Source organism: Gordonia sp. L191 (assembly GCF_030077625.1).
Taxonomy (GTDB): domain Bacteria; phylum Actinomycetota; class Actinomycetes; order Mycobacteriales; family Mycobacteriaceae; genus Gordonia; species Gordonia polyisoprenivorans_A.
The window spans coordinates 161,291-186,671 of the sequence record NZ_CP125996.1 but is presented as its reverse complement, the minus strand read 5'-3'; the positions used below and the strand labels follow the sequence as shown (position 1 = coordinate 186,671).

Sequence of the window (25,381 nt, the reverse complement as noted above, 5' to 3'; positions counted from 1 at the left end):
GTCCGGCGACGTCAGCGCGGTGAGTCCCGCACCGTGAGAACGTTGCCGACCCGGGCGACCTCACGTCGGGACCCGCCATCGCCGCCGACCGCGACGCCGCCCTGACCGTGCCAATCGACGACCAACGCGTCCACGGCACCGATCACCCGGCTCGTCGGCTCGGTGGCCCCGACGTCGAGCAGCCACCGCCGGATCACCCGCGTGCGCAACGCGGTGGCGAGATCGCGTACCGGCGCGATCACCAGGCCCTCGGCCGTGCGAGCGGCACGGTGATGCTCCTCGGCGAGCGCGTCGAGCGCGTCGGTGTCGACGCGCAACGCATCGGCCGTGCGGCACAACGCTTCCACGACACCGCCGTGCAGGACGTCGTCAAGCAGCGGCAGAACCTCCGAACGCAGACGCACCCGGGTGAACTGGGGATCACGGTTGTGCGCATCGGCATGCGGAGCCAACCCGAGTTCGGTGCAGGCACCGACGGTCTGCGCACGCCGGATGCCCAGGAATGGCCGACCCCACGGCGCCGACCACGCCCGCATCCCGGCGATCGAGCGGGCACCCGAGCCACGTGCCAGTCCGAGCAGAACGGTCTCGGCCTGATCATCGGCGGTGTGGCCGAGCAGCACCGGGCATCCGTCCCGGGCTTCCTCGAGCGCGTCGTAGCGGGCGGCCCGGGCCGCTGCCTCCATCCCGCCCGCGGTACCGACGCTCACCTCGATCACCTGCGCGCGGGCACCGAGCCCGCGCGCCGCCTCGGCCGCGGCGTCGGCGACATGCGCCGAACCGTGCTGGAGCCGGTGGTCGACGACGAGCGCACGGACCTCGAACCCGGCGCGCACGGCGGCCGCGGTCAGCGCCAGCGAATCCGGACCGCCGGAGAGTCCGACGCAGACCTGCCGGTGTCCGTCGAGGTGGTCGGCGGCGAATCGCTCGACCGCCCGGGTCAGAGCACCCGCGCTATCCATTTCGCCGGCTCGTCGATCTCGGCGGGCAACGGCATCGTCTCCGGCGAGGTCCAGATCGCGTTGAAGCGCTCCATACCCACCGTCGAGACCACCTCGTCGACGAAGGCCTTACCCCGAATGTATTGGGCCAGTTTGGCATCCATACCGATGAGGGCACGGATGATGCGTTGCACCGGATTCTTCGGGCCGGTGCGCCGCTTGTCGAAGGCCGCACGGATCGACGCCACAGTGGGCACCTGCGCGGGACCGACGGCATCCATCACGTGATCGGCGTGACCCTCGAGCAGGGTGCCGAGCATCAGCATCCGATTGAAGGCGTCGTACTGTTCGGGCGTCTGCAACAACTGCATCGCACCGATCACGCCCTTCTCCCGCGGCTTGCCGCCCTTGAGTGCGCCGGTGATGCGTTCGACGACGTCGGAGATCGACTCGCCGGCGTCGGAGGTGAGGACCTCGATGTTGTCGAGCATGTACTGCCGCAGCCACGGGTTGGCCGAGAACTGCACCCGGTGGGTCACCTCGTGCAGGCAGACCCAGAGCCGGAAGTCCGAGGGCACCACCTTCAGCGTCCGCTCGACGCCGACGATGTTGGGCAGCACCAGCATCAACACACCCGGGTCGTCGGCGGTCCCCGACACCGGCTCCTCCGGCGGCGAGAACGGGTCGTACTGTCCGAGGATCGCGGTGGAGAGGAAGGCCAGCAGACCCGAGGCCTGCAGTCCGCCGATGCGCCCGCTCAGCCCGGGCGAGGCGTCGGCGTCACCGGGCCCCGAGAGCATCGATCGCATGGATTGTCCTGCGGCGTCGATCCATTCGTCGCGTTCGAGCACGCGGGCCGCGGGCACGGCGAGCCCGTCGGCCAGACCGGTGACCTCGCGAACCGGCGCCTCGGCGCGCACCGCGGCGTCGGCGAGCTCGACTCGGGCGGCCATCCGCGTGTAGTCGGTCATCTTCGGTCCGGGGCGCGAGAGTTTCTTGCCCACCGTCGACGCGAGATCCCAATCGATCCTGGCGCCCACCGACTCCAGATCGTGTTCTGCGTGATCTATCGACATCCGCACTCCCTCAGGTCGCCGGGGATGGCGTCGAGTGCCGGGCGGGCGTCGGCCGGGGAGGTTCCCCCCGACATCAACGCGAACGACAACACCCGCCCATCGACGGTTTGCACTATGCCGGTCAACGAACTGACGCCGGTCAGAGTTCCGGTCTTGGCCCGCACCCAGCCCGCTCCCGGGTTGTCCGGTTCGTCGAAGCGATCGGCGAGGGTCCCGGTGCCACCGGCGATCGGCAGGCCCTCGAGGATCGGACGTAATTTGGCATTGCGGGCACCGTTGGGGCTGTTCGGATCGTCGGGACCACTGATGGCGCCCATCAGGGTGTCGAGGAACGCGGCCGGGATCTTGTTCTGATACGACAGCCCGGACGAATCGTGCAGCGTCACCCCGGAGGTGTCGAAACCGTTGTCCCGCAGAGTTTTCACCACCGCTGCGGCACCGCCGGACAGGGTGGCCGGACCACCCTGGGACACCGACAACTCGATGGACAGCGCCTCGGCCATCACGTTGTCGGAGAAGCGGTTCATGTCGTCGACGCGGGTGAGCAGCGGGGCCGAGGACACCTTCGCGAGGGTCTGCGCACCCGCCGGCGCGGTCGTCTCGGTGACGTCGGTCGACACCCCGAGGGCCGTGGCGAGCGCCTTGCCCGCGGTGATGGCCGGATCGGCGACGCGCGGCGAGTACTCGTCGAGCGGACGCGCGGTGCGACCACCGTCGACCATGAGTGGCTGGATCGGGGTGATGTCGCCGCCGGCGATGTCGGCGCGATCCCACGTCGGGTCCATCGACGGTCCGGTGAACGCGCTGACATCGACGGCCACCGACCGCACGTCGATCCCGGCGTTCTTGATCTGGTCGGCGAGCTGCGAGATCCGGGCGGGATTGGTGTAGAAGGTGTCGGTGCCGGGCGGCTGGGCGCTGAGCGTCGGGTCGCCTGCGCCCTTGAGGATGATCTGCCCGTCGGGCCCGGCAAGCACGGTGGTGGTGATGCGCTGATCGTGGGGCAGCGCGAGCAGGACCGCCGCCGCGGTGAGGATCTTCGCGTTCGACGCCGGGGTGCGCGGCTCATCGGCGCCCTGCGACCACAGCACGGTTCCGGTCAGCGCGTCACTGATCTGGCCGGTGAGGGTGCCCAGTGCGGGCGCCTTGAGCGACGCGGCGATGGCTCGCCGGACGCCGGCCGCGGTCGGTTCGGGCGCGTTCGCCGACACCGGATCGATGGCGGGTGTGAAGGCGATCGGGGCCGGCCGGCCGGGGGTGCCCGGCGGAAGCGGGTCGGGCTTGGTCAGCTGCAGGTAGGTGAACACCCCGCCGACCGCGATGACCGCGACCAGAACGACCGAGAGCAACGACCAGATGAGGCGCCGACGACGCGTCCGCGGCCGGTTCACCGCAGCGCTTCCGTGATGTGCACCCACACAACCTCCGGGTCTCGACGTTCCTTCGTGTGGCCCTAACAGTATCGTTGAGGCGATTCGCGCCGCCGACTCGCACGATGAGCCGATACCTGCATCCGGCGTTTCGGGCAGCGGCGGCCGCGCTCACCCCAACGACAGTGCCACGATCAAGGAGGACGCGTGGAATTCGATGTGACCATCGAGATCCCCAAGGGAAGCCGCAACAAGTACGAGGTGGACCACAAGACGGGCAAGATCTATCTCGACCGCTACCTCTACACCGCGTTCGGCTACCCCGCCGATTACGGCTACATCGACAACACCCTCGGCGAGGACGGCGACCCGCTCGACGCCCTGGTCCTGCTGCCGGAGTCGGTGTACCCCGGGGTGATCGTGCGTGCCCGGATCGTCGGCATGTACACCATGACCGACGAGGCCGGCGGCGACGACAAGCTGCTGTGTGTCCCGGCCAAGGACGTGCGCTGGGATCACATCCAGGACGTCGGTGACGTCCCCGAGTACGAGCTCAAGGCCATCGCGCACTTCTTCGAGCACTACAAGGACCTCGAGCCCGGCAAGCACGTGAACCCGGGTGGCTGGGTCGGTACGGCCGAGGCGGAGAAGGTGGCCCAGGAGGCCATCGAACGTCTCGCGAAGCAGCCGCACGAGGCCAACGAGCCCTCACGCGGCTGACCGCGGTCAGGCGAATACGAGAAACGGCGCCCGTCCCCCGATCGCGGGGGCGGGCGCCGTTTTCGTGATGCCGGTATCTACAGCCCCGGGCCGGTGGATTCCGGGTCGCCGAGCGGCTTGCCCTTGCGCAGCGGCAATTCCTTCCATGTGAGGGTGCCGATGATCGCGAGCAGCGAGATGATCGAAACCGTCAGGAACACCCGGTCCATCGAGTTGGCGAAGCCCTGCTTGATCGGCTGGGCCAGTTCGGTGGGGAGCTTGCTGATCACCGAGGTATCCGACATCACGCTCTCCGATGCCGAGCCGCCACCGCCACCCGGATTCTGCGACGCGCTGATGAGGCCCTTGGCGAATCCGCTGACCTGCGGGTCCGGACTCGACGCGGCGGTCATCACCGCGGTGCGGTACTGCGGTGCCGCCGCCGCGGCAACCATCTCGTCCTTGATGTTGGGGCCCATCAGGCTGAACAGCATGGAGAAGAACACGGCCACACCGAGCGTCGCTCCGATCTGCCGGAAGAAGGTCGCGGTACCCGTCGACAGTCCCATGTCCTTGGGCGGCAGGATGTTCTGCATGGCCAGGGTGATGGGCTGCATGAGGTTGCCGAGTCCGAAGCCGAGGAAGAACGCGTAGATCATCACCAGCCACACCGGTGTCGACAGTCCGACGGTGTGCAACAGGAACATCATCACCGTGATCAGGATCGAGCCCACGATGGTGAAGATCTTGTACCGCCCGGTCCGCGAGATCAGCTGACCCGAGAGCACCGACCCGGTCATCAGCCCGAGCACCATCGGCAGCATCTGCAGGCCGGCGACCATCGGGCTCGACCCGCGCAGCACCTGGAAGTACTGCGGCAGCATCGAGATGCCGCCAAACATCACCGCACCGACGATCATCGAGACGACGATGCCCTGCGCGAAGACGCGATTCTTGAAGACGCGCAACGGGATCAACGCGTCTTCACCCATCAGGTGCTCGATGAGCACGAACACCGCGAGCCCGACGGCGCCGACGATGTAGCACAGCCAGGACCAGCCCGACAGCCATCCCCACTCGCGACCCTGTTCGGCGACGATCAGCAGCGGCGCGACGGTCACCGCGAGCGCGGTGGCACCCCAGTAGTCGGTGCGGCCGCCGATGCCCTTGTTCTGGTCGTAGTTGAGCACCTTGTAGACCACGACGAGGGCCAGGATGCCGATCGGCACATTGACCAGGAACACCCAGCGCCAGCCGGAGACCCAGAGGATCGAGGACTGGCCGGCGAACAGTCCGCCGAGCACCGGTCCCAGCACGCTGGAGGTGCCGAACACGGCCAGGAAGTAGCCCTGGTACTTGGCGCGTTCGCGGGGCGGGACGATGTCGCCGATGGTCGTCAGCGCCAAGGTGAACAGACCGCCGGCACCGATGCCCTGGAAGGCGCGGAACGCGGCGAGCTCGTACATCGAGGTCGCCATGCTGCAGGCGAGCGAACCGATCACGAAGATCGAGATGGCCAGCAGGAAGAACGGCTTACGTCCGTAGAGATCGGAGAGCTTGCCGTAGAGCGGTGTGACGATGGTCGAGGTGACCAGGTAGGCGGTGGTGACCCACGCCTGCATGTCGTAGCCCTGCAGATCGTCGGCGATCGTGCGGATCGCGGTCGAGACGATCGTCTGGTCGAGTGCCGCGAGGAACATGCCGAGCATAAGACCGGCCAGAACGGTCAGGATCTGCCGGTGCGAGAGTCCCGCTCCGGCGTGCTCCTCCGGGGGGCTCACCGCCGAGGCGGTGACGTTGTCGTTGGTCATGGGGTCCTCGAGGTCGTAGGGGCTGGGGGGATACGTGGGGATTCGGACGCCGGTGCCGTCTCGGATGGCCGACGTTCGCACGCCGGGGGCACCAGGGTCTCGGTGGCATCGACGAAGCGGGTGAGAAGCGTCACCAACGTCGCCAGCTCGTCGGACGACCACTCGCTCATGGCGGAGTTCACCGCCGTGCGGCGCCCCGACCGCATCGACTCGACGCGTTCACGTCCGGCGTCGGTGACGACCAGCAGCGTCGCGCGTCCGTCGTGCGGGTCGGCTTCGCGCCGGATCAGCCCGAGATCGACGAGCTGACTGACGTGTCTGCTGACCGTCGACGGATCGGCGCCGAGTTCCGCGGCCAGCTCTCGTGAGCGCATCGGGCGTTTGACCAGATGGAACAGGCCTTTGAAGGCCGCCGTCTCGAACTCACCGTCGGGCGTGCGGAAGGTCGTGTGGACCGCGCGGTCGCGGATACGGATGTAGCGCGCGAGTGCGTCGAAGAGCTGATCGATGTCGCGATCGTCGAGCATGCCGATTCCCCGATCGATGAGGATGTCCGATTTCCTTGCCGCGTACAACTAGTTGCTGAGTGCATGTAGTTGACGGCCGCAAGTATGCGCTCGAGTTCGTCGTCATGGCAAATCCCATTAGGATCGACGGTCGTGACCCCTGTACCCCCACCGACGTCATCGGGTAGCCGTCCACACTTCACTTCCATGCCTGACCTGGCCTTACGGGACCTGGGCGGCGCCGTCGTGTGGACCAACGACGATCTCTTCGCCGAGGCGCAGAACCTGATCAAGACGCCCCCGGCGCAGTATCAGCCCGCAACGTTCGGCCACAAGGGACAGATCTACGACGGCTGGGAGACGCGACGGCGTCGAGAAGCGGGAGTCGATCAGGCGATCGTGCGGCTCGGCGCGCCGGGTGTCATCTACGGCGTCGTCGTCGACACGGCGTGGTTCAGGGGCAACTATCCGCCGTTCATCTCCGTCGAGGCCGCCGCCAAGGAGGGCGTCGTCTCCGTCGACGAACTGCTGACCGACACCGAGTGGGTCACCATCGTCGAGAAGAGCCCCGTCGACGGCGACACCCGCAATCCGTTCCGGGTCGACGCGAAGGATCGCTTCACCCACGTGCGCCTGACGATGCATCCCGACGGCGGTGTGGCCCGATTCCGGGTGCACGGGCGCGGCGTACCCAACCCGCACTTCTTCCGTTACGGCCATTTCGACCTGGCCGCGTTGGAGAACGGTGGCCTGATCACGGCCTGCTCCAACATGTTCTACAGCTCGCCCAACAACCTGCTCATGCCCGGCCGTGCACGGCACATGGGCGAGGGGTGGGAGACCTCGCGTCGGCGCGACGACGGCAACGACTGGGTGCAGGTACGCCTGGCCGGACAGGGCCGGGTGAGTCTCGTCGAACTCGACACCAGCTACTTCCTGGGCAACGCGCCCGGCGCGGCGATGGTCCGCGGCCGCGACGGCGAGGACGGCGAGTGGTTCGAGGTGTTGGGCCGCACCGACTTACAGCCCGACACCCGGCACCGGTTCGTCATCGATCTCGACCGCCCGATGACCGAGGCGCGCATCGATGTCTACCCCGACGGCGGGATGGCCCGAGTCAAGCTGTACGGCCTGCTGACCGACGAGGCGCAGACCGAACTCGTTGAGCAGTGGGAGCGCGGCGAAGCCTGAGCACGCCTGGCCGCCGGGATGTCGGTCAGCGCCGGTTGATTCAGGCGGCGCGCCGATCGGTGAACGACGGCAACACCAGCTCGCGCACACGGCGACTCGTCGCCGAGCCGTCGAGAGGCACCAGGATCACCGCGTCGGCGACCTCGGCCGCGTAGATGTCGCGGATGAGGGTCACCAGACCGCTCGGCGTACCCACATAGCGGACGGTGCCGCCGTTGATCTCGTCCGGAATGTGTGCGACCGCCGCCCGCGCCGACGCGGCGCTGGGCGCGATCGCCACCTCCACCTCGAGTGCGACGGAGAAGTTCGCGGTGTCGCGGGTACCGGCCCGCAGCAGCGAGCGGGCCCGCTGGGCGTCACGCAGCGTGGGTCGACGGACGACGATGGCCGACGGCTCGGCAGGAACGTCGTCGGCGAGCGCGACCCGCAGCGACGGCCGTCCGATGCTGATGCGATCGAGTTCGATGGTCATGCCGGGTTCCCTCCGGGTGAGGTCGAGATGAGTTGTGCCAGAGCGTCGATCAAGCGGTCGATGTCGGCGGCCCCGGTGCCGAGGCCGAAGCTCGCGCGCACGGCGCCGTCGGGATGGCCGAGGCGAGTGAGGATCGGGTGGGCGCAGAACTTTCCGTCGCGCACGCCGATGCCGTGTTCGTCGCTGAGGTATTCGGCGACGGCGCGCGGTGCAATGCCGTCGACGCCGAACCCGGCGATCCCGACGCGATCGGTGATGTCGTCGAAGATGCGGAGTGCCTCGACGCCGTCGATCCGCGCGAGACCGTCATCGAGACGGCAACGCAATTCGTGTTCGTGCAGGCCGATCGCCTCGAAGCCGATCTCGGTGATCGCCTCGCAGGCCGCGGCGATGGCGATGGCGCCCAACACATTCGGCGACCCTGCTTCATGCCGCGCGGCACCGGTGTGCCAGGCGGTGGCCGCGCAGTTCTCGTCGGGCCCGTCGACGACGCTCACCTGCGCCGAGGCGCCACCGCCGGCGAGATACGGGTCGGCGGCGTCGAGCCAGTCCGTTCGTCCGATGAGCACTCCCGCCCCGAACGGCGCGTAGACCTTGTGACCGGAGAACACCAGGTAGTCGATACCGTGGCTGACCATCGACACCGGCCGGTGGGCGACGAGCTGGGCTGCGTCGACGAGGATGCGCGCGCCGTGTCGATGCGCGATGGCGGCGAGGCGACCGATCGGCAGCACCTCACCGGTGACGTTGGAGGCCGCGGTCACCGCGAGCAACGCCGCGGGTGCCGCGGCCAGTTCACATTCGAGCGCGACGAGGGTGTCCTCGATACCCGGACGCGCGGTCACGATGCGGGCAGTCCCGGAGTCGCGCGAGACCCACGGCAGCAGATTGGCGTGGTGCTCGATGTCGAGGACGACGACGTCGCCGGGGGTGCAGTGGGCCGCCAGATTGATGGCGTCGGTGGTGTTACGGGTGAACACAACGGTGTCGTCGGCACGCCCACGCACAAAGCGCCGCACCGTCTCCCGGCACTGCTCGTAGCGACGGGTGGTGACCTGGGACAGATGGCCCGCACCGCGGTGGACGCTGGCGTACTGGTGCAGCGACGCGGCGACGGCGTCGGCGACCGCGGTCAGGGCGGGGGCGCTCGCGGCGTAGTCGAGGTTGGCGTAGGCCACTTCGTTCCAGTCGGCGAGCTGCACCGGCTGTCCTGCGCCGACGACCTCGGCGAGCGGCTCGAAGGACGACGGATCTGCGCACACGGTGGCGGCGATCGATGCGGGGGTGACGACAGCAGTCATCGAAAAATCTCCTTGGGAATCCACGCTTGCCGTGTCCGGGTGGTACACGGCCAGGTCGTCACCCGGAGCACCCCACCGCGGAGGAGGGTTGCCGACCAGCGAGCCGGGGCTTGTCACTGGCACTCATGACCTGCACCAAGGGTGGCCTATCACGTCCGAGGGTGTCAATTTTCACTCAGCGTGGGCGAAATCCCGGCGTCGTCCGGCGCTAGGTTGGTCGGGTGAGCGGCGAACCTGTGGGAGATGAGGGAACGGGGCCTGCCCCGTTCGTGTTGTCGCGTCCGCACGGAGCGGTTCGGGCCGAGGGCGTTGCGCGACGATTCACCGCGGTCTCCGACGCCGCCGAGGCACTGCGATCCGGTGCGGTGGCGTCGGTGGTCGGCGCACTCCCGTTCGACCCCGCCGATCCGGCCGCGCTGTTCGCACCCACGCGGCTGCGTCGGGAACAGGCGCTGGGTGGGCGCGCCCCCGTCCGTCATTCACTGACCCACCTCGTCGAGATCCCCGACGCCGCCACACATCGGGAGCGGGTGCGCCGGGCGGTGGCCGCCATCGGTGTCGGCGACCTCGACAAGGTGGTGCTCGCGAGAACCGTTGGTGCGGTTCTTGATTCACCGGTCGAGATCGGCGATCTCCTCGAGGCGCTGGCGCACGGCAATTCCGAACGCAACGCGTTCGTGGTCGACACCCGCCACTCGTGGCTGCTCGGCGCGAGCCCGGAGTTGTTGCTGCACAAGAGCGGCCGCGAGGTCACCTGTCATCCGTATGCCGGTTCGGCTCCTCGCTCGTCGGACCCGGAAGCCGATCGCGAAGCCCGGGAGAAACTCGCCGCGTCGGACAAGGATCATCGCGAGCACTCGTTCGTCGTCGAGCATCTGCGTGAACGGTTGGCGCCGATCAGCGACGAACTTTCCGTCGCGACCCGACCTCAATTGCTCTCCACCGGCGAGATGTGGCATCTGGCCACACCGATACACGCCCGGCTCACCGATCCGGATGTCGGCGCACTCGACCTGGCCCTCGCCCTGAGCCCCACCCCCGCGGTGTGCGGAACACCGACCGAGGCTGCCTCGCAGTTCATCCGAGATCACGAGGAACCCCGCGGGCTCTACGCCGGCGCCGTCGGCTGGGCCGACGCACACGGCGACGGCGAGTGGATGGTCACCATTCGTTGCCTCGAACTCGACGCCGACCGACAAACCTTTCGCACGTGGGCCGGTGGCGGCATCGTCGCCGACTCCGATCCCGAAGCCGAACTCGCCGAGACCACTGCCAAACTGCAAACGGTGTTGCGGGCGTTGGGAATCGACAACCGCTGATCAGCAGGCCACCTCCCCCGGTGGTCGAAGCTTGCTCGAGCATCCCCCCCAATCGATGGTCCATGCGCACCCCCGCACCCGGACATCCCCGCCGCATCGACGATCCAGGCCCCCACACTCAGCATCCTCTCCCCATCGATGATCCATACGCACAACCCCCGTACCCGAGCAACCCCTCCCCATCGACCGTCGCACGACCTGAACGCGAGTCGAATTCGCAAACGCCCCCGCTGCACCAGCCGCGTCCGCACAGTGGAGCCGCGAACTCATCAATCCCGACAGTCACCCCCCCCCGATGGTCGAGCACCCTTCCCCCTCGATGGTCGAGGTGCGAGCCGCGTGCGGCGAGCCTCGAGACCCGGCGAGACAACAAGCCCCCCAACCACATCGACAGCTTGGCAAACGAAACCCGCACCCCCTACCACACCCCACCGACAGAAAATCGGCGCCGAAACACGTTGTCCACAACCAGAATTGACCAAAATACCCCTTGCATCGAACACCCTGGCGATGTACACTGGACCCCTCACACCGATCAGCCACCGGGGAGGGGCCCATGATCGAATCCACTACCATTCTTGACGCGGAAACCGTTGACGCCGAAGCAGTCTTCGCCACCATCGTCACCCAACTCGGCGACCTGCAATGGAACCCGGAGATGACCGGACCCCAAGCCTTCGGTGCGATGAAACAAGTCCTGTTGTTGCGGAACCTGGTTGATCACCACGCCACCACCCTCGCCGGCGAACTGGACCGACTGGGCGTCGCCGACCACAAAACCACCCGGCTACGAGAACTGTTGATCAGCATGGGCTTCGCACCCTCGGTCGCAGGTCGGTACGTGCGAATCTCGGCCACTACCGATGTCGATCTGTTGTTGGCGCATGCCGCGGACGGGTCCATCTCCTTCGAACACACCGACGCCATCGTCCGCGGGTTGGCCCACATCGACACCCGATGCCCCGAACCCCTCGATACCGTCCACCGGTGTGAATATCTCCGGAAACTGCTGTCACACTACTTCGCCGGATTCACCCCCGCCGAAATCAACCTCTACGCACGGCAGCTGGGTAACGAGTTGGCGGCCGACACACCTGGCGGGTTACCAGCCGCCGAGGACAAGAACATCAACTCCTACACCGACCGCATCACCGACGACGGACGGCTGGAAATCTCGGCGAACCTCGACATCATCGCCGGGGAAAAGACCCGCACCCTGATGGAAACCCTGTCGGCGCCCAAGCCTCAACCCGACGGGTCACCCGATCCGCGGACACCCGAACAGATCTGTGCCGCCGCGTTCGAAACGATCGTCGAACTCGCGGCACAAGGCTTGGCCGACACCACGTTCTCGACGAAACCCACCAACGGGTTGTTGTGGACCTGGTCGGCCGACAACCCGGCCCTCGGCGGCGAGTTGCAGAACATGGGTCCGATCACCGAAGCGACCGCCAAGTTGTTGTCGTGCGACACCACGATCACCAAAATCGTGCTCGACCCCAACGGTGTACCGCTCAGTGTTGGTGAAGAGAAACGCTTCTTCACACCCGGCCAACGCAAAGCCTTGCTGGTGCGGGATCGCGGATGCATCACATGCGGTGCCCACGCCGGCCGCTGCCAAGCACACCACGTGCACCACTGGGCCGACGGTGGTCCCACCGACCTCGACAACGGCTGCCTACTCTGCACCAGCTGCCACGACGACGTCCACCACCACGGCTGGGACATCATCATCGGATACGACCGACACCCCTGGCTGATCCCACCCGCCAGCATCGACCCGAAACGACAACCCGTACCGTCCTATCACCGACGCACCATGCCACTCGACGACACAGCAGCCTGACCTACGCTGCCCCACTACCTGATTCCTGCACCCGGCCGGCCGGGACCGCATCTGTTGTTTGAGAACTCCATAGTGAAATCCCACGGTGGTGACCCCCGGAGGGCGGGGGTCACCACCCGATGGTCGAGGTGCGAGCCGCGTGCGGCGAACCTCGAGACCACCTGCAGCAGAGCTGGAACCGAACCACCGTGGACCGGAAGCCTGTCGACACAAGGGGTCTCGAGGCTCGTCGCAGGCGCTCCTCGGCACCTCGACCATCGGGATGGGACGGCCATCGGGCACGACGCCCGGGGTGGGAACGACCCTCCGACGGTCGAGGTGCGAGCCGCGTGCGGCGAGCCTCGAGACCACTTGCAGCAGAGCTGGAACCGGGCCACCGTGGACCGGATGCCCATCGGCACAAGGGGTCTCGAGGCTCGTCGCAGGCGCTCCTCGACACCTCGACCATCGGGGTGGGGAGCGTCCGAGTATCCGATCGTCGGGCAGGAAGGCATCAACATCCGTCCGCGGCGAGTCGTTTTCCCCCGCTGGTCGAGGTGCGAGCCGCGTGCGGCGAGCCTCGAGACCGCTTGCAGCAGGCTGGAACCGTACCACCATGGACCAGAAACCGCTCAGCACAACAGGTCTCGAGGCTCGTCGCTAGCGCTCCTCGGCACCTCGACCACCAGGATGGGCGCCTTCCCCCGCTGGTCGAGGTTCGTCGTCAAGGTGTAATGCTCAGCGCGTCCTCCGAACGCCCGTGCACCCGCCCCACCGGGAGCGCGTCGGCGGCTCGGCGAATCAGTGTCGACGGTTGTTCTCGTCGTCGGCCAGCGCTCGACGAAGCTGGTCCGCCATATCCGGTCGGAACCTCGACATCTGCATCGCCGCGATCGCCTGCGCTCCGACTGTCGTCACGCCGAGTTCCGACACCAGTCGCCGGATTGCGTCCTCCTCGGATTCCGCACGTTGCATGAGCGAGAGAACATCTGCCGAACGATCGAGCGCTGTCACGCAGGCACGCAACACCTCTGATCGTTCCTGCCTCTCGACCCCAGGATCCGGTCGTGCCCGGCGCCCGCGCGGCGAAGGCGCTTCGACGACCAGTCCATCCCACTCGAAGAGTCCGTCCGGGAGCGAGGCATGCTCGGTGAGCTCGACGACTTCCGACGATCCCGAACCGCCGGACATCGAAAGCCGCACGATCACCCCGGTCGACTCGTCGATGGAGATCTCACCGTTCTTCCCGGAGCGGTCCCCCAGCACAACCGCCCAGGCGCGACGGTCACCGACATCCAATGCTCGTGGCTCGTCGCGAACGACGACGTCACGACTCATACTGTGCAGCAATGAGTTCTGACCGAGCAGCTGCAACGGGCTGACCCCGCGACCGAGTATCGGCAACCTGATGTCGCCGTCCAGCAGCGTCATATGGCCGTCGATGCGCACCAGCGATCTGTCGCGACCGCTGAGATACACCGGCTCACCATCGATCTCGATACGCCACCGATTGGTCGGAGCGTGCCAGAACCGATAGGACTCGTCGAGTTCGGTTCCGCGATCCGAGCCAAGAGATCTGAGGACTCCCGAGACCGTCACCGAGCCGGACGCCGCATTGCGCCCGACCAGTTCCACCCACGACACCCCCACGCCGAGCTACCCCAGCGCCTGATCCAGATCCGTCAGCAGGTCATCGATCCCCTCGAGACCCACCGAGAGCCGAACGACGGAGTCGCTCAACCCGATTGCGGCGCGCCCATCCGGACCCATGGCCCGATGTGTGGTGGTCGCCGGGTGCGTGATCAACGACTTGGAGTCACCGAGGTTGTTCGAGATGTCGATGACGCGCAGCGCGTTGAGGACCTCGAAGGCGCGCTCCTTGCCGTCGATGCCGTCGCGATCGTTGAGTTCGAAGGTCACCACCGTGCCACCGCCGGACATCTGCGCGGTCGCCAGCTCGTACTGCGGGTGCGAGGTGAGGAACGGGTACTTGGTCCACCGCACGCGCGGGTCGGCGTCCAGGAACTCCGCGATCCGCAGCGCCGAGGCCACCGAGGCGTCGACGCGCAGCTTCAGCGTCTCGAGTCCCTTGAGGAGGGTCCACGCGTTGAACGGCGAGAGCGCAGGTCCGGTGTGGCGCATCAGGGTCTGCACCGGCCCGTCGATGTACTCCTTGGTACCGAGCACAGCGCCGCCCATCACCCGGCCCTGGCCGTCGATGTGCTTGGTGCCGGAGTAGACGATGACATCGGCCCCCAGGTCCAGCCCCTGCTGCAGTAGCGGGGTGGCGAACACGTTGTCCAGCACAACCTTTGCTCCTGCAGCGTGCGCGAGCTCGGAGACCTTCGCAACGTCGACGAGGCTCTGCATCGGATTCGACGGGGTCTCGAAGAACACCGCATCGGCAGGCGTCGACAACGCCTGCTCCCACTGCTCGAGGTCTTCACCGTCGACGAAGTCGGTGTGCACTCCCCACCGGGGCAAGATCTCGTTGGCGACGACGAAGCACGAACCGAACAGACTGCGTGCGGCGACCAATCGGTCGCCGGCCTTCAGCAGCGCACCCAACGACACGAAGACTGCGGCCATCCCGCTGGCGGTGGCGAAACACGCCTCGGCACCCTCGACCAGCCGCAGCCGCTCCTGGAACATCTCGACGGTCGGATTGCCGTACCGCGAGTAGACGAAGCGCTCGTCCTCACCGGTGAACGCACGCTCGGCAGCCTCGGCCGAGTCGTAGACATAACCACTCGTCAGATACAGCGCCTCGGAAGTCTCGAAGAAACCCGACCGATCGAGCCCGCCCCGGACCGAGAGCGTCTCGGCCGAAACGCCCTCCGGCAGACCTCGGCTCACGACTGCCTCCACGGAAGGTCGAGGGCACGCCAACCCTTGGAACCACGGTGATCGAATTCGTCGAGCGGCCCCTCGAAGCCGTCGACAACGTTGTACGCCTTGGCGACACCGTCGGCGGTGGCCGCCTCGGCGGCACCGATCGAGCGATGCCCGGAGCGGCAGAGGAAGATCACCTCGTCGTCGTCGGCGATTCCCGCGTCACGCAACTCGGCGATGAATCCCTCGTTCGGGCTGCCGTGGGGAAAGGTGTTCCACTCGATGAAAAGCGGTTGCTTGCCAAGGATTTCGAGGTCAGGAACGCCGACGAACGACCATTCGGCGCGAGTGCGACAGTCGACGAGTTTGGCCTTCGGGTTCTGCTCGAGCTTCTCCCACGCCTGCGTAGGAGTCAGATCTCCGGCATACGTCATGGCTTGCACACCTTCCAGTTCCCGTCTTCCCGAATCGCGGCAACCTTGGTCGTCTGCGTCTGGTCGGATTTCTTGTCGAAGTGCCAATGTACCGTCGCGGTCGCCCGGTCACCGGACACCGTCACATCGCTGATCGTCGGAATCACGATCCGCCCGTTGGTCTCCAGTGATTGCCGGTTCTGCGTCGCGAACTCCGGCTGCGACGGAAACCCTGCCGAGTTCAGGTCGGCGCCACAGGTGTGCTCACGAAAAGCCGTGTAGTCGACGTTGTTGCGCGCGGTGTAGAGATCGTTGATCGCGTACTGCACCTTCGCCGAGTCACTCGCCCGGTCCTCCGCCGGACGGAACACGTACGAGAGCGCGATACCGCCGGCCGCGAGAACTACGACCACCAGGGCCACCCAGAACGGCCACGCGTTGCGCCACGACGGGGTGACCGGCTCATCGGGGACGACGTCCGGCCCGGCCCGCTTGGCTGCGCGTTTTGCCATGTCGGCGAGTGTATCGACGGAATCGGGACACGAAGTGGGCGCCCTCGGCCGGCCGTGCCGCCGGTCACACGTGGTTAAGTGAGGCTATCCAAGGATGCAGAATCCGACGAAGGAGACATCATGGTGCCCACCCGACCGGCCCGATTCGCTCGCCGACATCGAGGCCGACGCTCCGGCGTCGCGATCGCCGGGCTGGCACTCAGCGCGGCGGTGGCACTGGCGGGCTGTAGCGCTCCCGCCGAGGATTCCGCGGCGTCGAGTGCACCTGCGCCCGAGACCGGAGCGCTGCCGGTCACCATCGAGCACAACTACGGCTCGACCACCATCTCCACGCCGGTGACCCGCATCGCCGCGATGGGGGTGGGCGACGGCGACACCCTGCTCGCGCTCGGCTTCCAGCCGGTCGCCATGGCCCCATTCGGTACGCCGGCGAAGGTCCGGACCCCGTGGACGGAGAAGCTGCTCGGCTCCAACGAGCCGGTGTCGCTGCCCGAGGCCTCGCAGCAATTCGGCAACGAGATCGCCAAGGCGCTGTCCACGAATCCCGACCTGATCACCGCCGTCGGCGCCGCGCCCACCAAGGAGCAGTACGACAAACTCGCCGCCGCAGTCCCGACCATCACCCGGCCCACGAACTACCCGGATTGGCAGGTGCCGTGGGACGTGCAGGCCACCGAGATCGGGCGGGCCGTCGGCCTCCCACAAAAAGCCACCGAAACGATCAACGCGACCAAGAAGCACGTCGCCGACCTGGCCGCAGCGCATCCGCAGCTCACGGGCAAAACCGCGGTCGCGGTGACCGCCTCGCCGGACGGCACCATCTCGATCTTCGGGCCCGGCGACGGCCGCGAGCAGATCCTGGAAAGCTACGGGCTGACCTTCCCCGAGGGCTTGAAGTCCGCGGTGACCAGCGGGTTCTACGGTTCGATCTCGGCAGAGAACATCGGCATGCTGAACCAGGCCGACGTCGTCGTCGTCCTCGACTGGCAGGGTGCCAACGACCAACTCCGCAAGAACGCCAACTGGACCGGCCAGCCGTTCGTCACCGGTGGTCGCACCACCTACATCAACCAGGAGGTCGGGACCGCGATGGGCGTCCCGACCGTGCTCTCCATCCCCTGGATCGCCGACCAATCGATCGCACAGATCGCCGACGCGGCGGGCCACGCGAGCTGAGGTCGGCACCGACGCGGGTGCGGGCAGTGTGAGGTCACCCTTACCGCAGATTTTGGGTACGGGCTGCCAGGGCCTACCGTAGAAGGGATAAGCGTCGACGTACCGCCTCGTACCGCGGGCGTCTGATCTCCGTCGAGAACCGAGGTACTGACACTCTATGACCGATCAAGCTCGCCCGCTGCGCGTTGCCATCGTCGGCGCGGGTCCCGCCGGGATCTACGCCGCCGACGCCCTGATGAAGTCCGACACCGCCAAGGACCGCGGCGTGTCCATCGACCTCTACGAGCGCATGCCCGCGCCCTTCGGCCTCATCCGGTACGGCGTCGCACCCGACCATCCCCGCATCAAGGGCATCATCACCGCCCTGCACAAGGTCCTCGACAAGCCGCAGGTCCGCCTGCTCGGCAACATCGACTACGGCACCGACATCACCCTCGACGAACTCAAGTCGCACTACGACGCGGTGATCTTCTCCACCGGCGCCACCGACGACCGCGCTCTGCAGATCCCCGGCGTCGACCTCGAACGCTCCTACGGCGCAGCACAATTCGTCGCCTGGTACGACGGACACCCCGACTTCCCGCGCGAATGGCCGCTCGAAGAGGAGAAAGTCGCCGTCATCGGCGTCGGCAACGTCGCGCTCGACGTGGCACGCGTACTCGCCAAGACCGGCGACGAACTACTGCCCACCGAGATCCCCGACAATGTCTACCAGGGCCTCAAGAACAACAAGGCCCTCGAGGTCCACGTCTTCGGTCGTCGCGGACCCGCCCAGGCGAAGTTCACCCCGCTCGAGCTCAAGGAACTCGACCACTCGCCGAACATTGAGGTCGTCGTAAGCCCCGAGGATATCGACTACGACGAGGGCTCCGCCGTCGCGCGCCGCGGATCGAAGATCACCGACCAGGTCGCCACGATCATCGAGAACTACGCGATCCGCGACCCCAAGCAGGGCGCCATCCACAAGCTGTTCCTGCACTTCTTCGAAAGCCCCACCGAGATCCTCGGCGAGGACGGCAAGGTCGTCGGCCTGCGCACCGAGCGCACCCAGCTCGACGGCACCGGCAACGTCAAGCCGACCGGCAAGTTCACCGACTGGGATGTCACCGCGGTCTACCGGGCCGTCGGCTACCTCTCGGACAACCTGCCGCAGATCCCGTTCGACAGCCAGGCCGGCGTCATCCCGAACGAGGCCGGACGCGTCTTCGACGAAGGCGCTCACCTGACCGGGCTCTACACCACCGGGTGGGTCAAACGTGGACCCGTCGGACTCATCGGCCACACCAAGGGTGACGCCAACGAGACCGTCGACTGCATCATCGAGGACATGACCAACGGCGCGCTGCTCGATCCCGCCCACCCCGCCGAGGACGCCGTCATCGAGCTGCTCGAGTCCAAGAGCATCCCGTTCACCACCTGGGACGGCTGGTACCGACTCGACGAGCACGAGCGTTCCCTGGGCGCCGAACAGGGCCGCGAACGCGTCAAAGTCGTCGAGCGTGAGGACATGCTCGCCGCCTCCGAGCCGCACAAGGTTCAGAAGGCCTGACTCCGTCAGGGGTTCAGAAGGCCTGACTCCGTCAGGGGTTCAGGAGGCCTGACACTCACTCCAGAGACACACGGCTGACGAAAGTGGGGGAAGAGTCTTCTTCCCCCACTTTTTCGTTCGCCCCCGAGCAATTTCCAGGGGACGATCGAAAAGCCTTGGGAAGAAGCCGCACACACAGCGAGGGGCGAGACGGAGATCCGCCTCGCCCCTCATTGACCGTGAGAGTGGTTGTCGCTCAGCCCTGCTGAATTGTCGGTGCGAGGTTCTGCGGGCCCGGCGAGTTCTGCGGTGCCGGGATCTGACGCACGTTGGCCCAGAAGCCGAAGTTGTTGGCGAGATTCTCCACCTGCGCGCCGATGGTGTAGCCGGAGATCGACGACGGCCAGCAACCGGCCCACTTGGTCTCGACGTAGCGGTAGAACTGGCCGGGCTTGAGCAGACCGGCGGGCTGGCCGGCGATCCGGACCTGCTTGGTGGCCCCGCCGATCTCGGTGACGTTGACGTTGGTCATGTTGGAGCCGCCGACGTTCTTCACGCCCATCCACCGGGTCATCTGCCAGAGCGGTCCGGAGTCCCAGTTCGGGCCCCACCGCTTGAACTCGCAGCTCACGCCGCCCAGCATGGCCAGATCGCCCGGCCCTGCGGCCTGCGCCTCACCCGCTGCGGCCAAGGTGCCGCCGGCGATACCGGCCGCAACCGCCGTCGCCGCGACGGCTCGCTTCATCGTCTTCTTCATGTCGACTCCTTCTTCGTCGAGCGGGCCCCGAAACCGAGAACGACCCCGAGGCTGCGAACTCCTACGACGCCCCCGCGCCGAAATGCGTACGTCCCCTTGTATCGCACTCTCACAGGTAACCGTTACGTAGGTCTCAGAATCGTTGCCACACGGCAGCCGGATCGTCATCGAATCCGGCAACCCCGACTGAGGTAAGGTTGCCCTTCGTGCGACGCCTCACCGGACTACTGCTGATCCTCGCGGTGCTCGTGGTCGCCACCATCGGCTCGGTGTTGATCGGCACAAGAGAGATGCCGCTGGCCGCCACCTGGAATTCCTTCACCGCAGGCTGCTCGCAGATCTGGCAGGCCCTGATCCACCTGCACATGCCACGGATCGACAAGTCCTCCGACACCGCGGGCATCGTATGGGACCTGCGCGTACCGCGTACCGTGCTCGGTCTCATCGTGGGCCTGGCCATCGGGGCGGCCGGCGCGATCACCCAGGGCCACACCCGCAACCCCATCGCCGACCCCGGGCTGCTCGGCGTCAACGCCGGGGCCGCCTGCGCGGTCGTCGGCGGTGTCTACCTCTTCGGCATCACCTCTCCGCTGGCCTACATGGCTTTCGGGCTCGGCGGGGCAATCATCGCCTCGGCCCTCGTCTTCGGGATCGCGGCACTGACCGGGACGGGTCCGATCACCCTCGTGCTCGCAGGCACCGGGCTGTCGGCGATGCTCGTGGCGATCACCTCGGCGATCGTGCTCAGCGATACCCAATCGCTCGACGCGTGGCGCTTCTGGAGCGTCGGTTCGACGGCCGGCCGTAGCATCGACATCTTCTGGGCCGCATTGCCGTTCATCGGGATCGGTCTCGTGCTGGCGCTGGCGTCGGGGTTCTTCCTCAACATCCTGAGCCTCGGCGACGACATGACCAAGGCGCTCGGCAGCCGCGTGTTGGTGATCCGCGGCGTCGGCATCCTCGGGATCACCCTGCTGATCGGGGCGGCGACCGCTGCCTGCGGACCCATCGTCTTCCTCGGTCTGGTGGTGCCGCACATCGCGCGCGCGATGTGCGGCGCGGACTATCGCTGGATCATCCCGTACTCGGCGCTCATCGGCGCCGCACTGCTACTGGTGTGCGACATCATCGGTCGCGTCGTCGCCCGGCCCGGCGAGATCCAGGTCGGCGTCGTGCTGGCCTTCGTCGGGGCGCCGTTCCTGATCGCCATGGTCCGCCGAACGAAGTTGACGAGCGTTTGAGCACCGACACCGAGGCCGCGACGGCCGCCGACGACCGCCCGGGTCGCGACTCGCGCCGCATCGTGCGCGTCGGACCGACATCGTGGGTGTGGCGTCCGCGCATGGTGATCGCGGTGACCACCTCCCTGCTGATCGCCTTCGTCTTGTTCCTGATGAGCGTCACCATCAGCGACTACCCGGTGACACCGATCGACGTGATACGCATCCTGCTCGGTGGCGGTACCCGCATCGAGAACGTCGTCATCCTCGACGACGCCGTGCCGCGCGCGTTGGTGTCGGTGCTGGTCGGCTTCGCGCTCGGCATGTCGGGATCGTTGACGCAGTTGATCGCCCACAACCCCTTGGCGACCCCCGACATGCTCGGCATCACCGCCGGAGCCAGCGTCGCAGCCGTCTCGGCGATCGCCTTCGGAACCGGGTGGGGCGCCGGACTCGCCCAGCTCGGCGTGCCCGCGTCGGCCCTCATCGGCGGACTGGCCACCGCCGTGGTGATGTATCTGCTCGCCTGGCCCGGACGGAAAGCCAACCACGCCATCAATCCGCTGCGCCTGGTGCTCATCGGCGTCGGCATCACCTGGGTGCTGCAGGCCGCCACCTCCTATCTGCTCACCCGCGCCGAGATCCGCGATGTCGGCCGTGCCCAGACGTGGCTGGTGGGGTCGGTGGCCAACACCTCGTGGTCGAGTGTGTGGCCGGTCGCGATCGCGGTGGTGCTGGCCGTCGTCGCCGTCGGGGTGCTCGCCCGGCAGATCGACGCGATGAGCCTCGGCACCGATCTGGCGCGCTCGCTGGGCGTGCGGACGATGGCCGTCTCGAGCGCGATCCTGCTGATCGCGGTGATCGTTGCGGCCCTGGCGGTCTCGGCCGCCGGGCCGATCGCCTTCGCCGCACTGCTCGCCCCGCAGATCGCCATGCGCCTGACCGGCAGTGCCATCCCCACCCCGGTCGCTTCCGGGGCGATCGGCGCGATTCTCGTGGTCGGCGGTGACATCCTGTGTCGCACGGTACTGCCGTCGGGCCTGCCGGTGGGCATCGTCACCGCGGCGCTCGGCGGCCCCTTCCTGATCTATCTCATGGTCTCGATCTCCCGAAAGGCCACCGTATGAGCCGACTTTCCGCACGCGACCTCGTCGTCGGCTACGACGACCGCATCGTCATCGACGGCCTCGACGTCGACATCCCCGACGCGGCGATCACCACGATCATCGGCCCCAACGGCTGCGGCAAATCGACGCTGCTGCGGTGTCTGGCGCGGCTGCTGCCGGCCCGCTCGGGCGTCGTACGCCTCGACGGCACCGACATCACCCGGATCAAGCCGAAGACCGTCGCCCGCACCTTGGGCATCCTGCCGCAGAATCCCGTTGCGCCCGAAGGACTCACCGTCGAGGATCTGGTCAGCCGGGGCCGCCACCCCTACCAGAAGTGGTATCAGCAGGCCTCCGCCGAGGACGAGGCCGCCGTCGCGCTGGCCCTGGAACTGACCTCGACGACCGACCTCGCCGATCGGACCCTCGACGCCCTCTCCGGCGGTCAGCGCCAACGGGTCTGGATCGCGCTCGCACTGGCACAGGGCACCGACCTGCTGCTGCTCGACGAGCCGACCACCTACCTCGACCTCGCGCATTCCCTCGAGGTCCTCGACCTCGTGCACTCCCTCAAGACTGAGCACGGCAAGACCGTCGTCATGGTGCTACACGACCTGAATCTCGCTGTGCGCTACAGTGATTCGCTGTTCGTCATGAATGACGGCCAACTGGTCCGGCATGGTGCACCCGACGAGGTGATCACCGCCGAACTCCTCGACGACGCCTTCGGCCTGCGCGCACAGGTGGTCGCCGACCCGGTCTTCGGCGGCCCGATGATCGTGCCGATCGGCGCGCACAGTGCGCGTGGGATGGGCAGTGCGCGTGGGATGGGCCGTGCGCGCGGGGTACTCAGCGAGCCGTAGGCCGTTCGGTCACAGGGCGGCTGCCCTGTGTGCTCACAGGGCGATCGCCCCGGCCAGCCAGGTCCCCGACGCGAGCAACGCGCCGAACAACTCGATACCGATCGTCACCGCCGCCGCCTTGGTCGCCGCCAGCGTACCGCGCCACGCCGCACCGGCCGTGCGGGTTCGCACGAGCTCGGAAACCAGTGCACCGGCAATGAATCCGAGGAACAACCCGACGACGGGCACCACGAAGAAGCCGACGATTCCCACCACCCCGCCGACCACGATGGTGCGGTTGGGGATCTCGTGCCGACGCAGAACACGGCCGGCGACAACATATTTGACGATCTCACCGACACCGATCAGCATCGCGGCGAGCGCGAACACCGCCCAGGACCAGCCCCCGACGATGATCGCCCACACCAGGATCGACACCGCAACCACTAGGGTGCCGGGCAGCACCGGGACGACGATCCCCAACAGCCCCACGGCAATACAGACACCGACGATCACCTCGCCGTACAGGGGCATGAATCGGCTGCCCTACTCGACCTTGGCCGGGGAATCCGACCCGGCCGCCTCCGGACGCGGAGCTCCCGGCCCGGCCGGGGGGCGCTGTCCCGGGCCCGGCGCTCCCGCTGGTCCGGGCCCACGCGATCCCGGTGGCGGACCACCCTGAGGCCCACCCGGACGCGGGCCACCCGGCGGTGGTGCGACCGGTGGCGGTCCCATCGGCGGACGGCCCGGGAGGCGCCCCGGCCCACGGGGAGGCATCTGCCCCGGCTGCGGGCGCGGCGGCATACCCGGCGGCGGTCCACCCTGCGGCCCACCTGGCGGCGGTCCCACCGGTCCTCGCGGCGGAGGTCCGGCCGGGCGCGCAGGCACAGGCGGCGGTACCGGCGCGGGCGCACCGCGACGCGCCTCACGCCCGGGCACCGGCGAGACGATCGAGGCGGCCTGCACCGCGCGTTCGCGGGCCGTCGTGACGTCGTCGGCGGTCGCGGTGACCACCCCGACGCGTCGTCGATGGAAGCTCTCGGGTTTGCCGAACAGCCGAATGTCGGTCTCCGGCACGGCGAGTGCGCGTGCGACGTTCTCGAAGCCGATCGCCTTCTCATCGAGCTGGCCGTAGATGACCGCCGACGCCCCCGGCGAGGCCAGCGTCACGTCGACCGGCAGCCCGAGGATGGCGCGTGCGTGCATCTCGAACTCACTGAGGCGCTGGGTGGCCAGGGTGACCAGTCCGGTGTCGTGCGGGCGCGGACTGACCTCGGAGAAATAGACGTCGTCGCCCTTGACGAACAGTTCGACGCCGAAAATGCCTCGGCCACCGATCTTTCCGTCACCGAGCGCGGTGGCGATCCGCGCGGCGATCGAGGTGGCGGCACCCAGTGCATCGGTGGTCATCTCGTGCGGCTGCCAGCTCTCCACGTAGTCGCCGTTGACCTGCTTGTGCCCGATCGGCGCGCAGAAGTGGGAGGTCAGTCGTCCGGTGGCCGGATCGATGGCACGCACCGTGAGCAAGGTGATCTCGAAGTCGAAATCGACCCAACCCTCGATGATCACGCGTTCACCGGCGACGCGCCCACCCGTGGTCGCGCGCTGCCAGGCGGACTCGATGTCGGCGGCGCTCTTGAGGACGGTCTGCCCCTTGCCCGACGACGACATGACCGGCTTCACCACGCACGGGTAGCCGATCTGCCCGACCGCCACGGTCATCTCCTCGAGTGACCCGGCGAACAGATACGGCGACGTCGGCAACCCGAGGTCCTCGTCGGCCAGCCGGCGGATGCCCTCACGGTTCATCGTCGCGATCACCGCCGACGCCGTCGGGATGACCTCGGCCAGCCCCTTCTTCTCGACCGTTCCGAGCGCCTCGGTCGCGATGGCCTCGATCTCGGGCACCACATAGTGCGGCCGATACTTCTCCACCAGGGCGAGTACCGCGTCGCCGTCGGTCATGTCGATGACCTCGGCGTGATGGGCCACCTGGTGTCCGGGAGCGTTCTCGTAGCGATCCACGGCGACGACCTCGACGCCGAGTCGCTGAAAGGCGATCACGAGTTCCTTGCCGAGTTCACCGGCACCGAGCACCATCACCCGGGTCGAGGTCGGCGACAACGGCGTCCCGAGGATGTCGGGCGGGCCGACCGGTGTGGACGCGGGCCGACGAACCGCCTGCACCTGCGTGGGCGCCTGGGCGACCGCGTCCGGCTTCTGCAGGGCAACGGCGGGCTCACCCGCCGGCGCGTCCCCCGGCACCGGCACCGCGACCACCGGCGCCTGCGCGGACGACGACTGCGCAGCCGACGACGGCGCGGACGACGATCGCGACTCCTGCGGGGACGGCGCGCCGGGACGCGAGGGCTCCTCAGAGGCGGCGCTGCTCTCGGTGTTCGAGGTCATTCCGTGGATTCTACGTGGCACCCGATCGGTGGGTCATCCACACCGCGCACGGGTGGCACTACTCGATACACGGCT

The 25,381-nt window shown here is 67.6% G+C and carries 23 protein-coding genes and 1 riboswitch; of the genes, 9 read left to right on the top strand and 14 right to left on the bottom strand.

Going from position 1 to position 25,381, the window contains the following annotated elements; all coding sequences use genetic code 11:
* Positions 1-11 precede the first annotated feature (11 nt).
* Genes tilS through dacB form a run of 3 tightly spaced genes read right to left on the bottom strand, consistent with a single transcriptional unit; the run spans position 12 to position 3,435 of the window.
* On the bottom strand, positions 12-962 hold the full coding sequence (gene tilS / locus QNM97_RS00870) for a tRNA lysidine(34) synthetase TilS (RefSeq protein ID WP_283821182.1): 951 nt from the start codon (positions 960-962) through the stop codon (positions 12-14).
* Positions 941-2,017: an Rv3626c family coenzyme F420 biosynthesis-associated protein gene (locus QNM97_RS00865; RefSeq protein WP_283821181.1), complete on the bottom strand. Its 1,077-nt coding sequence runs from the start codon at positions 2,015-2,017 to the stop codon at positions 941-943. The genes tilS and QNM97_RS00865 overlap by 22 nt, the downstream gene beginning before the upstream one ends.
* A complete protein-coding gene (dacB, locus tag QNM97_RS00860) occupies positions 2,008-3,435 on the bottom strand; it encodes a D-alanyl-D-alanine carboxypeptidase/D-alanyl-D-alanine endopeptidase (protein WP_283821180.1) in 1,428 nt (475 codons plus the stop codon). Before dacB ends, QNM97_RS00865 begins: the two co-directional genes overlap by 10 nt.
* Positions 3,436-3,594: 159 nt before the next feature.
* On the opposite strand from dacB, the gene QNM97_RS00855 reads away from it, so the two are divergent.
* On the top strand, positions 3,595-4,107 hold the full coding sequence (locus QNM97_RS00855; protein WP_283821179.1) for an inorganic diphosphatase: 513 nt from the start codon (positions 3,595-3,597) through the stop codon (positions 4,105-4,107).
* Between the two features lie 77 nt (positions 4,108-4,184).
* On the opposite strand, the gene QNM97_RS00850 is transcribed toward QNM97_RS00855, so the two are convergent.
* Both QNM97_RS00850 and QNM97_RS00845 read right to left on the bottom strand, forming a co-directional pair.
* The gene (locus QNM97_RS00850) at positions 4,185-5,897 is read right to left on the bottom strand and encodes an MDR family MFS transporter (protein ID WP_283821178.1); all 1,713 of its coding nucleotides are present in this window, start codon (positions 5,895-5,897) and stop codon (positions 4,185-4,187) included.
* On the bottom strand, positions 5,894-6,424 hold the full coding sequence (locus QNM97_RS00845) for a MarR family winged helix-turn-helix transcriptional regulator (protein ID WP_283821177.1): 531 nt from the start codon (positions 6,422-6,424) through the stop codon (positions 5,894-5,896). The genes QNM97_RS00850 and QNM97_RS00845 overlap by 4 nt, the downstream gene beginning before the upstream one ends.
* A 186-nt stretch (positions 6,425-6,610) precedes the next feature.
* Between QNM97_RS00845 and alc the strand changes: the two genes are divergently transcribed.
* Positions 6,611-7,594: an allantoicase gene (gene alc, locus QNM97_RS00840; RefSeq protein WP_283821176.1), complete on the top strand. Its 984-nt coding sequence runs from the start codon at positions 6,611-6,613 to the stop codon at positions 7,592-7,594.
* Positions 7,595-7,634: 40 nt separating this feature from the next.
* Here alc and QNM97_RS00835 read toward each other — a convergent pair whose 3' ends face one another.
* Positions 7,635-8,066, bottom strand: a complete 432-nt coding sequence (locus tag QNM97_RS00835; protein ID WP_283821175.1) for a hypothetical protein — start codon at positions 8,064-8,066, stop codon at positions 7,635-7,637.
* Positions 8,063-9,367 carry an aminotransferase class V-fold PLP-dependent enzyme gene (locus tag QNM97_RS00830; RefSeq protein ID WP_283821174.1) on the bottom strand — a complete coding sequence of 435 codons (1,305 nt, stop codon included), beginning with the start codon at positions 9,365-9,367 and terminating at the stop codon, positions 8,063-8,065. The genes QNM97_RS00835 and QNM97_RS00830 overlap by 4 nt, the downstream gene beginning before the upstream one ends.
* Before the next feature lie 17 nt (positions 9,368-9,384).
* A riboswitch (SAM riboswitch) is annotated at positions 9,385-9,498 on the bottom strand.
* Positions 9,499-9,588: 90 nt separating this feature from the next.
* On the opposite strand from QNM97_RS00830, the gene QNM97_RS00825 reads away from it, so the two are divergent.
* Together QNM97_RS00825 and QNM97_RS00820 are read left to right on the top strand one after the other, a co-directional pair.
* Positions 9,589-10,686, top strand: coding sequence for an isochorismate synthase (locus tag QNM97_RS00825; protein ID WP_283821173.1), 1,098 nt, complete (start codon positions 9,589-9,591; stop codon positions 10,684-10,686).
* 556 nt (positions 10,687-11,242) lie between these two features.
* Positions 11,243-12,532 (top strand): HNH endonuclease, encoded by a 1,290-nt coding sequence (locus tag QNM97_RS00820; RefSeq protein ID WP_283821172.1) that lies wholly within the window; start codon positions 11,243-11,245, stop codon positions 12,530-12,532.
* A 780-nt stretch (positions 12,533-13,312) separates the two neighbouring features.
* Here the strand turns inward: QNM97_RS00820 and QNM97_RS00815 are convergent.
* Genes QNM97_RS00815 through QNM97_RS00800 form a run of 4 tightly spaced genes read right to left on the bottom strand, consistent with a single transcriptional unit; the run spans position 13,313 to position 16,268 of the window.
* Positions 13,313-14,146 (bottom strand): hypothetical protein, encoded by an 834-nt coding sequence (locus QNM97_RS00815; RefSeq protein WP_283821171.1) that lies wholly within the window; start codon positions 14,144-14,146, stop codon positions 13,313-13,315.
* A 21-nt stretch (positions 14,147-14,167) separates the two neighbouring features.
* Positions 14,168-15,367: an O-succinylhomoserine sulfhydrylase gene (locus QNM97_RS00810; RefSeq protein ID WP_283821170.1), complete on the bottom strand. Its 1,200-nt coding sequence runs from the start codon at positions 15,365-15,367 to the stop codon at positions 14,168-14,170.
* Positions 15,364-15,777 carry a rhodanese-like domain-containing protein gene (locus tag QNM97_RS00805; RefSeq protein ID WP_208792763.1) on the bottom strand — a complete coding sequence of 138 codons (414 nt, stop codon included), beginning with the start codon at positions 15,775-15,777 and terminating at the stop codon, positions 15,364-15,366. The genes QNM97_RS00810 and QNM97_RS00805 overlap by 4 nt, the downstream gene beginning before the upstream one ends.
* The gene (locus QNM97_RS00800) at positions 15,774-16,268 is read right to left on the bottom strand and encodes an Rv0361 family membrane protein (protein ID WP_283821169.1); all 495 of its coding nucleotides are present in this window, start codon (positions 16,266-16,268) and stop codon (positions 15,774-15,776) included. The genes QNM97_RS00805 and QNM97_RS00800 overlap by 4 nt, the downstream gene beginning before the upstream one ends.
* 120 nt (positions 16,269-16,388) lie before the next feature.
* Between QNM97_RS00800 and QNM97_RS00795 the strand changes: the two genes are divergently transcribed.
* Both QNM97_RS00795 and QNM97_RS00790 read left to right on the top strand, forming a co-directional pair.
* Positions 16,389-17,444 (top strand): ABC transporter substrate-binding protein, encoded by a 1,056-nt coding sequence (locus QNM97_RS00795; protein WP_283821168.1) that lies wholly within the window; start codon positions 16,389-16,391, stop codon positions 17,442-17,444.
* 157 nt (positions 17,445-17,601) lie between these two features.
* Positions 17,602-18,993, top strand: coding sequence for an FAD-dependent oxidoreductase (locus QNM97_RS00790; RefSeq protein ID WP_283821167.1), 1,392 nt, complete (start codon positions 17,602-17,604; stop codon positions 18,991-18,993).
* A 235-nt stretch (positions 18,994-19,228) separates the two neighbouring features.
* Here QNM97_RS00790 and QNM97_RS00785 read toward each other — a convergent pair whose 3' ends face one another.
* The gene (locus QNM97_RS00785) at positions 19,229-19,729 is read right to left on the bottom strand and encodes a hypothetical protein (RefSeq protein WP_079930862.1); all 501 of its coding nucleotides are present in this window, start codon (positions 19,727-19,729) and stop codon (positions 19,229-19,231) included.
* 206 nt (positions 19,730-19,935) lie between these two features.
* Between QNM97_RS00785 and QNM97_RS00780 the strand changes: the two genes are divergently transcribed.
* Genes QNM97_RS00780 through QNM97_RS00770 form a run of 3 tightly spaced genes read left to right on the top strand, consistent with a single transcriptional unit; the run spans position 19,936 to position 22,918 of the window.
* Positions 19,936-20,970 carry a FecCD family ABC transporter permease gene (locus tag QNM97_RS00780; protein WP_283821166.1) on the top strand — a complete coding sequence of 345 codons (1,035 nt, stop codon included), beginning with the start codon at positions 19,936-19,938 and terminating at the stop codon, positions 20,968-20,970.
* Positions 20,967-22,076 carry a FecCD family ABC transporter permease gene (locus QNM97_RS00775; RefSeq protein WP_283821165.1) on the top strand — a complete coding sequence of 370 codons (1,110 nt, stop codon included), beginning with the start codon at positions 20,967-20,969 and terminating at the stop codon, positions 22,074-22,076. Before QNM97_RS00780 ends, QNM97_RS00775 begins: the two co-directional genes overlap by 4 nt.
* Positions 22,073-22,918: an ABC transporter ATP-binding protein gene (locus QNM97_RS00770; RefSeq protein ID WP_283821164.1), complete on the top strand. Its 846-nt coding sequence runs from the start codon at positions 22,073-22,075 to the stop codon at positions 22,916-22,918. Before QNM97_RS00775 ends, QNM97_RS00770 begins: the two co-directional genes overlap by 4 nt.
* A gap of 33 nt (positions 22,919-22,951) precedes the next feature.
* Here QNM97_RS00770 and QNM97_RS00765 read toward each other — a convergent pair whose 3' ends face one another.
* A complete protein-coding gene (locus tag QNM97_RS00765) occupies positions 22,952-23,431 on the bottom strand; it encodes a DUF456 domain-containing protein (RefSeq protein ID WP_283821163.1) in 480 nt (159 codons plus the stop codon).
* Between the two features lie 12 nt (positions 23,432-23,443).
* Positions 23,444-25,306 carry a formate-dependent phosphoribosylglycinamide formyltransferase gene (gene purT / locus QNM97_RS00760; protein ID WP_283821162.1) on the bottom strand — a complete coding sequence of 621 codons (1,863 nt, stop codon included), beginning with the start codon at positions 25,304-25,306 and terminating at the stop codon, positions 23,444-23,446.
* Positions 25,307-25,381: the final 75 nt, after the last annotated feature.

Coding starts and splice junctions, on each gene's coding strand:
- tilS (WP_283821182.1), bottom strand. CDS start 962: ATGGATAGCGCGGGTGCTCTGACCCGGGCGGTCGAGCGATTCGCCGCC.
- QNM97_RS00765 (WP_283821163.1), bottom strand. CDS start 23,431: ATGCCCCTGTACGGCGAGGTGATCGTCGGTGTCTGTATTGCCGTGGGG.
- QNM97_RS00830 (WP_283821174.1), bottom strand. CDS start 9,367: ATGACTGCTGTCGTCACCCCCGCATCGATCGCCGCCACCGTGTGCGCA.
- QNM97_RS00865 (WP_283821181.1), bottom strand. CDS start 2,017: ATGTCGATAGATCACGCAGAACACGATCTGGAGTCGGTGGGCGCCAGG.
- alc (WP_283821176.1), top strand. CDS start 6,611: ATGCCTGACCTGGCCTTACGGGACCTGGGCGGCGCCGTCGTGTGGACC.
- purT (WP_283821162.1), bottom strand. CDS start 25,306: ATGACCTCGAACACCGAGAGCAGCGCCGCCTCTGAGGAGCCCTCGCGT.
- QNM97_RS00820 (WP_283821172.1), top strand. CDS start 11,243: ATGATCGAATCCACTACCATTCTTGACGCGGAAACCGTTGACGCCGAA.
- QNM97_RS00845 (WP_283821177.1), bottom strand. CDS start 6,424: ATGCTCGACGATCGCGACATCGATCAGCTCTTCGACGCACTCGCGCGC.
- QNM97_RS00805 (WP_208792763.1), bottom strand. CDS start 15,777: ATGACGTATGCCGGAGATCTGACTCCTACGCAGGCGTGGGAGAAGCTC.
- QNM97_RS00785 (WP_079930862.1), bottom strand. CDS start 19,729: ATGAAGAAGACGATGAAGCGAGCCGTCGCGGCGACGGCGGTTGCGGCC.
- QNM97_RS00835 (WP_283821175.1), bottom strand. CDS start 8,066: ATGACCATCGAACTCGATCGCATCAGCATCGGACGGCCGTCGCTGCGG.
- QNM97_RS00790 (WP_283821167.1), top strand. CDS start 17,602: ATGACCGATCAAGCTCGCCCGCTGCGCGTTGCCATCGTCGGCGCGGGT.
- QNM97_RS00800 (WP_283821169.1), bottom strand. CDS start 16,268: ATGGCAAAACGCGCAGCCAAGCGGGCCGGGCCGGACGTCGTCCCCGAT.
- QNM97_RS00795 (WP_283821168.1), top strand. CDS start 16,389: ATGGTGCCCACCCGACCGGCCCGATTCGCTCGCCGACATCGAGGCCGA.
- QNM97_RS00850 (WP_283821178.1), bottom strand. CDS start 5,897: ATGACCAACGACAACGTCACCGCCTCGGCGGTGAGCCCCCCGGAGGAG.
- QNM97_RS00770 (WP_283821164.1), top strand. CDS start 22,073: ATGAGCCGACTTTCCGCACGCGACCTCGTCGTCGGCTACGACGACCGC.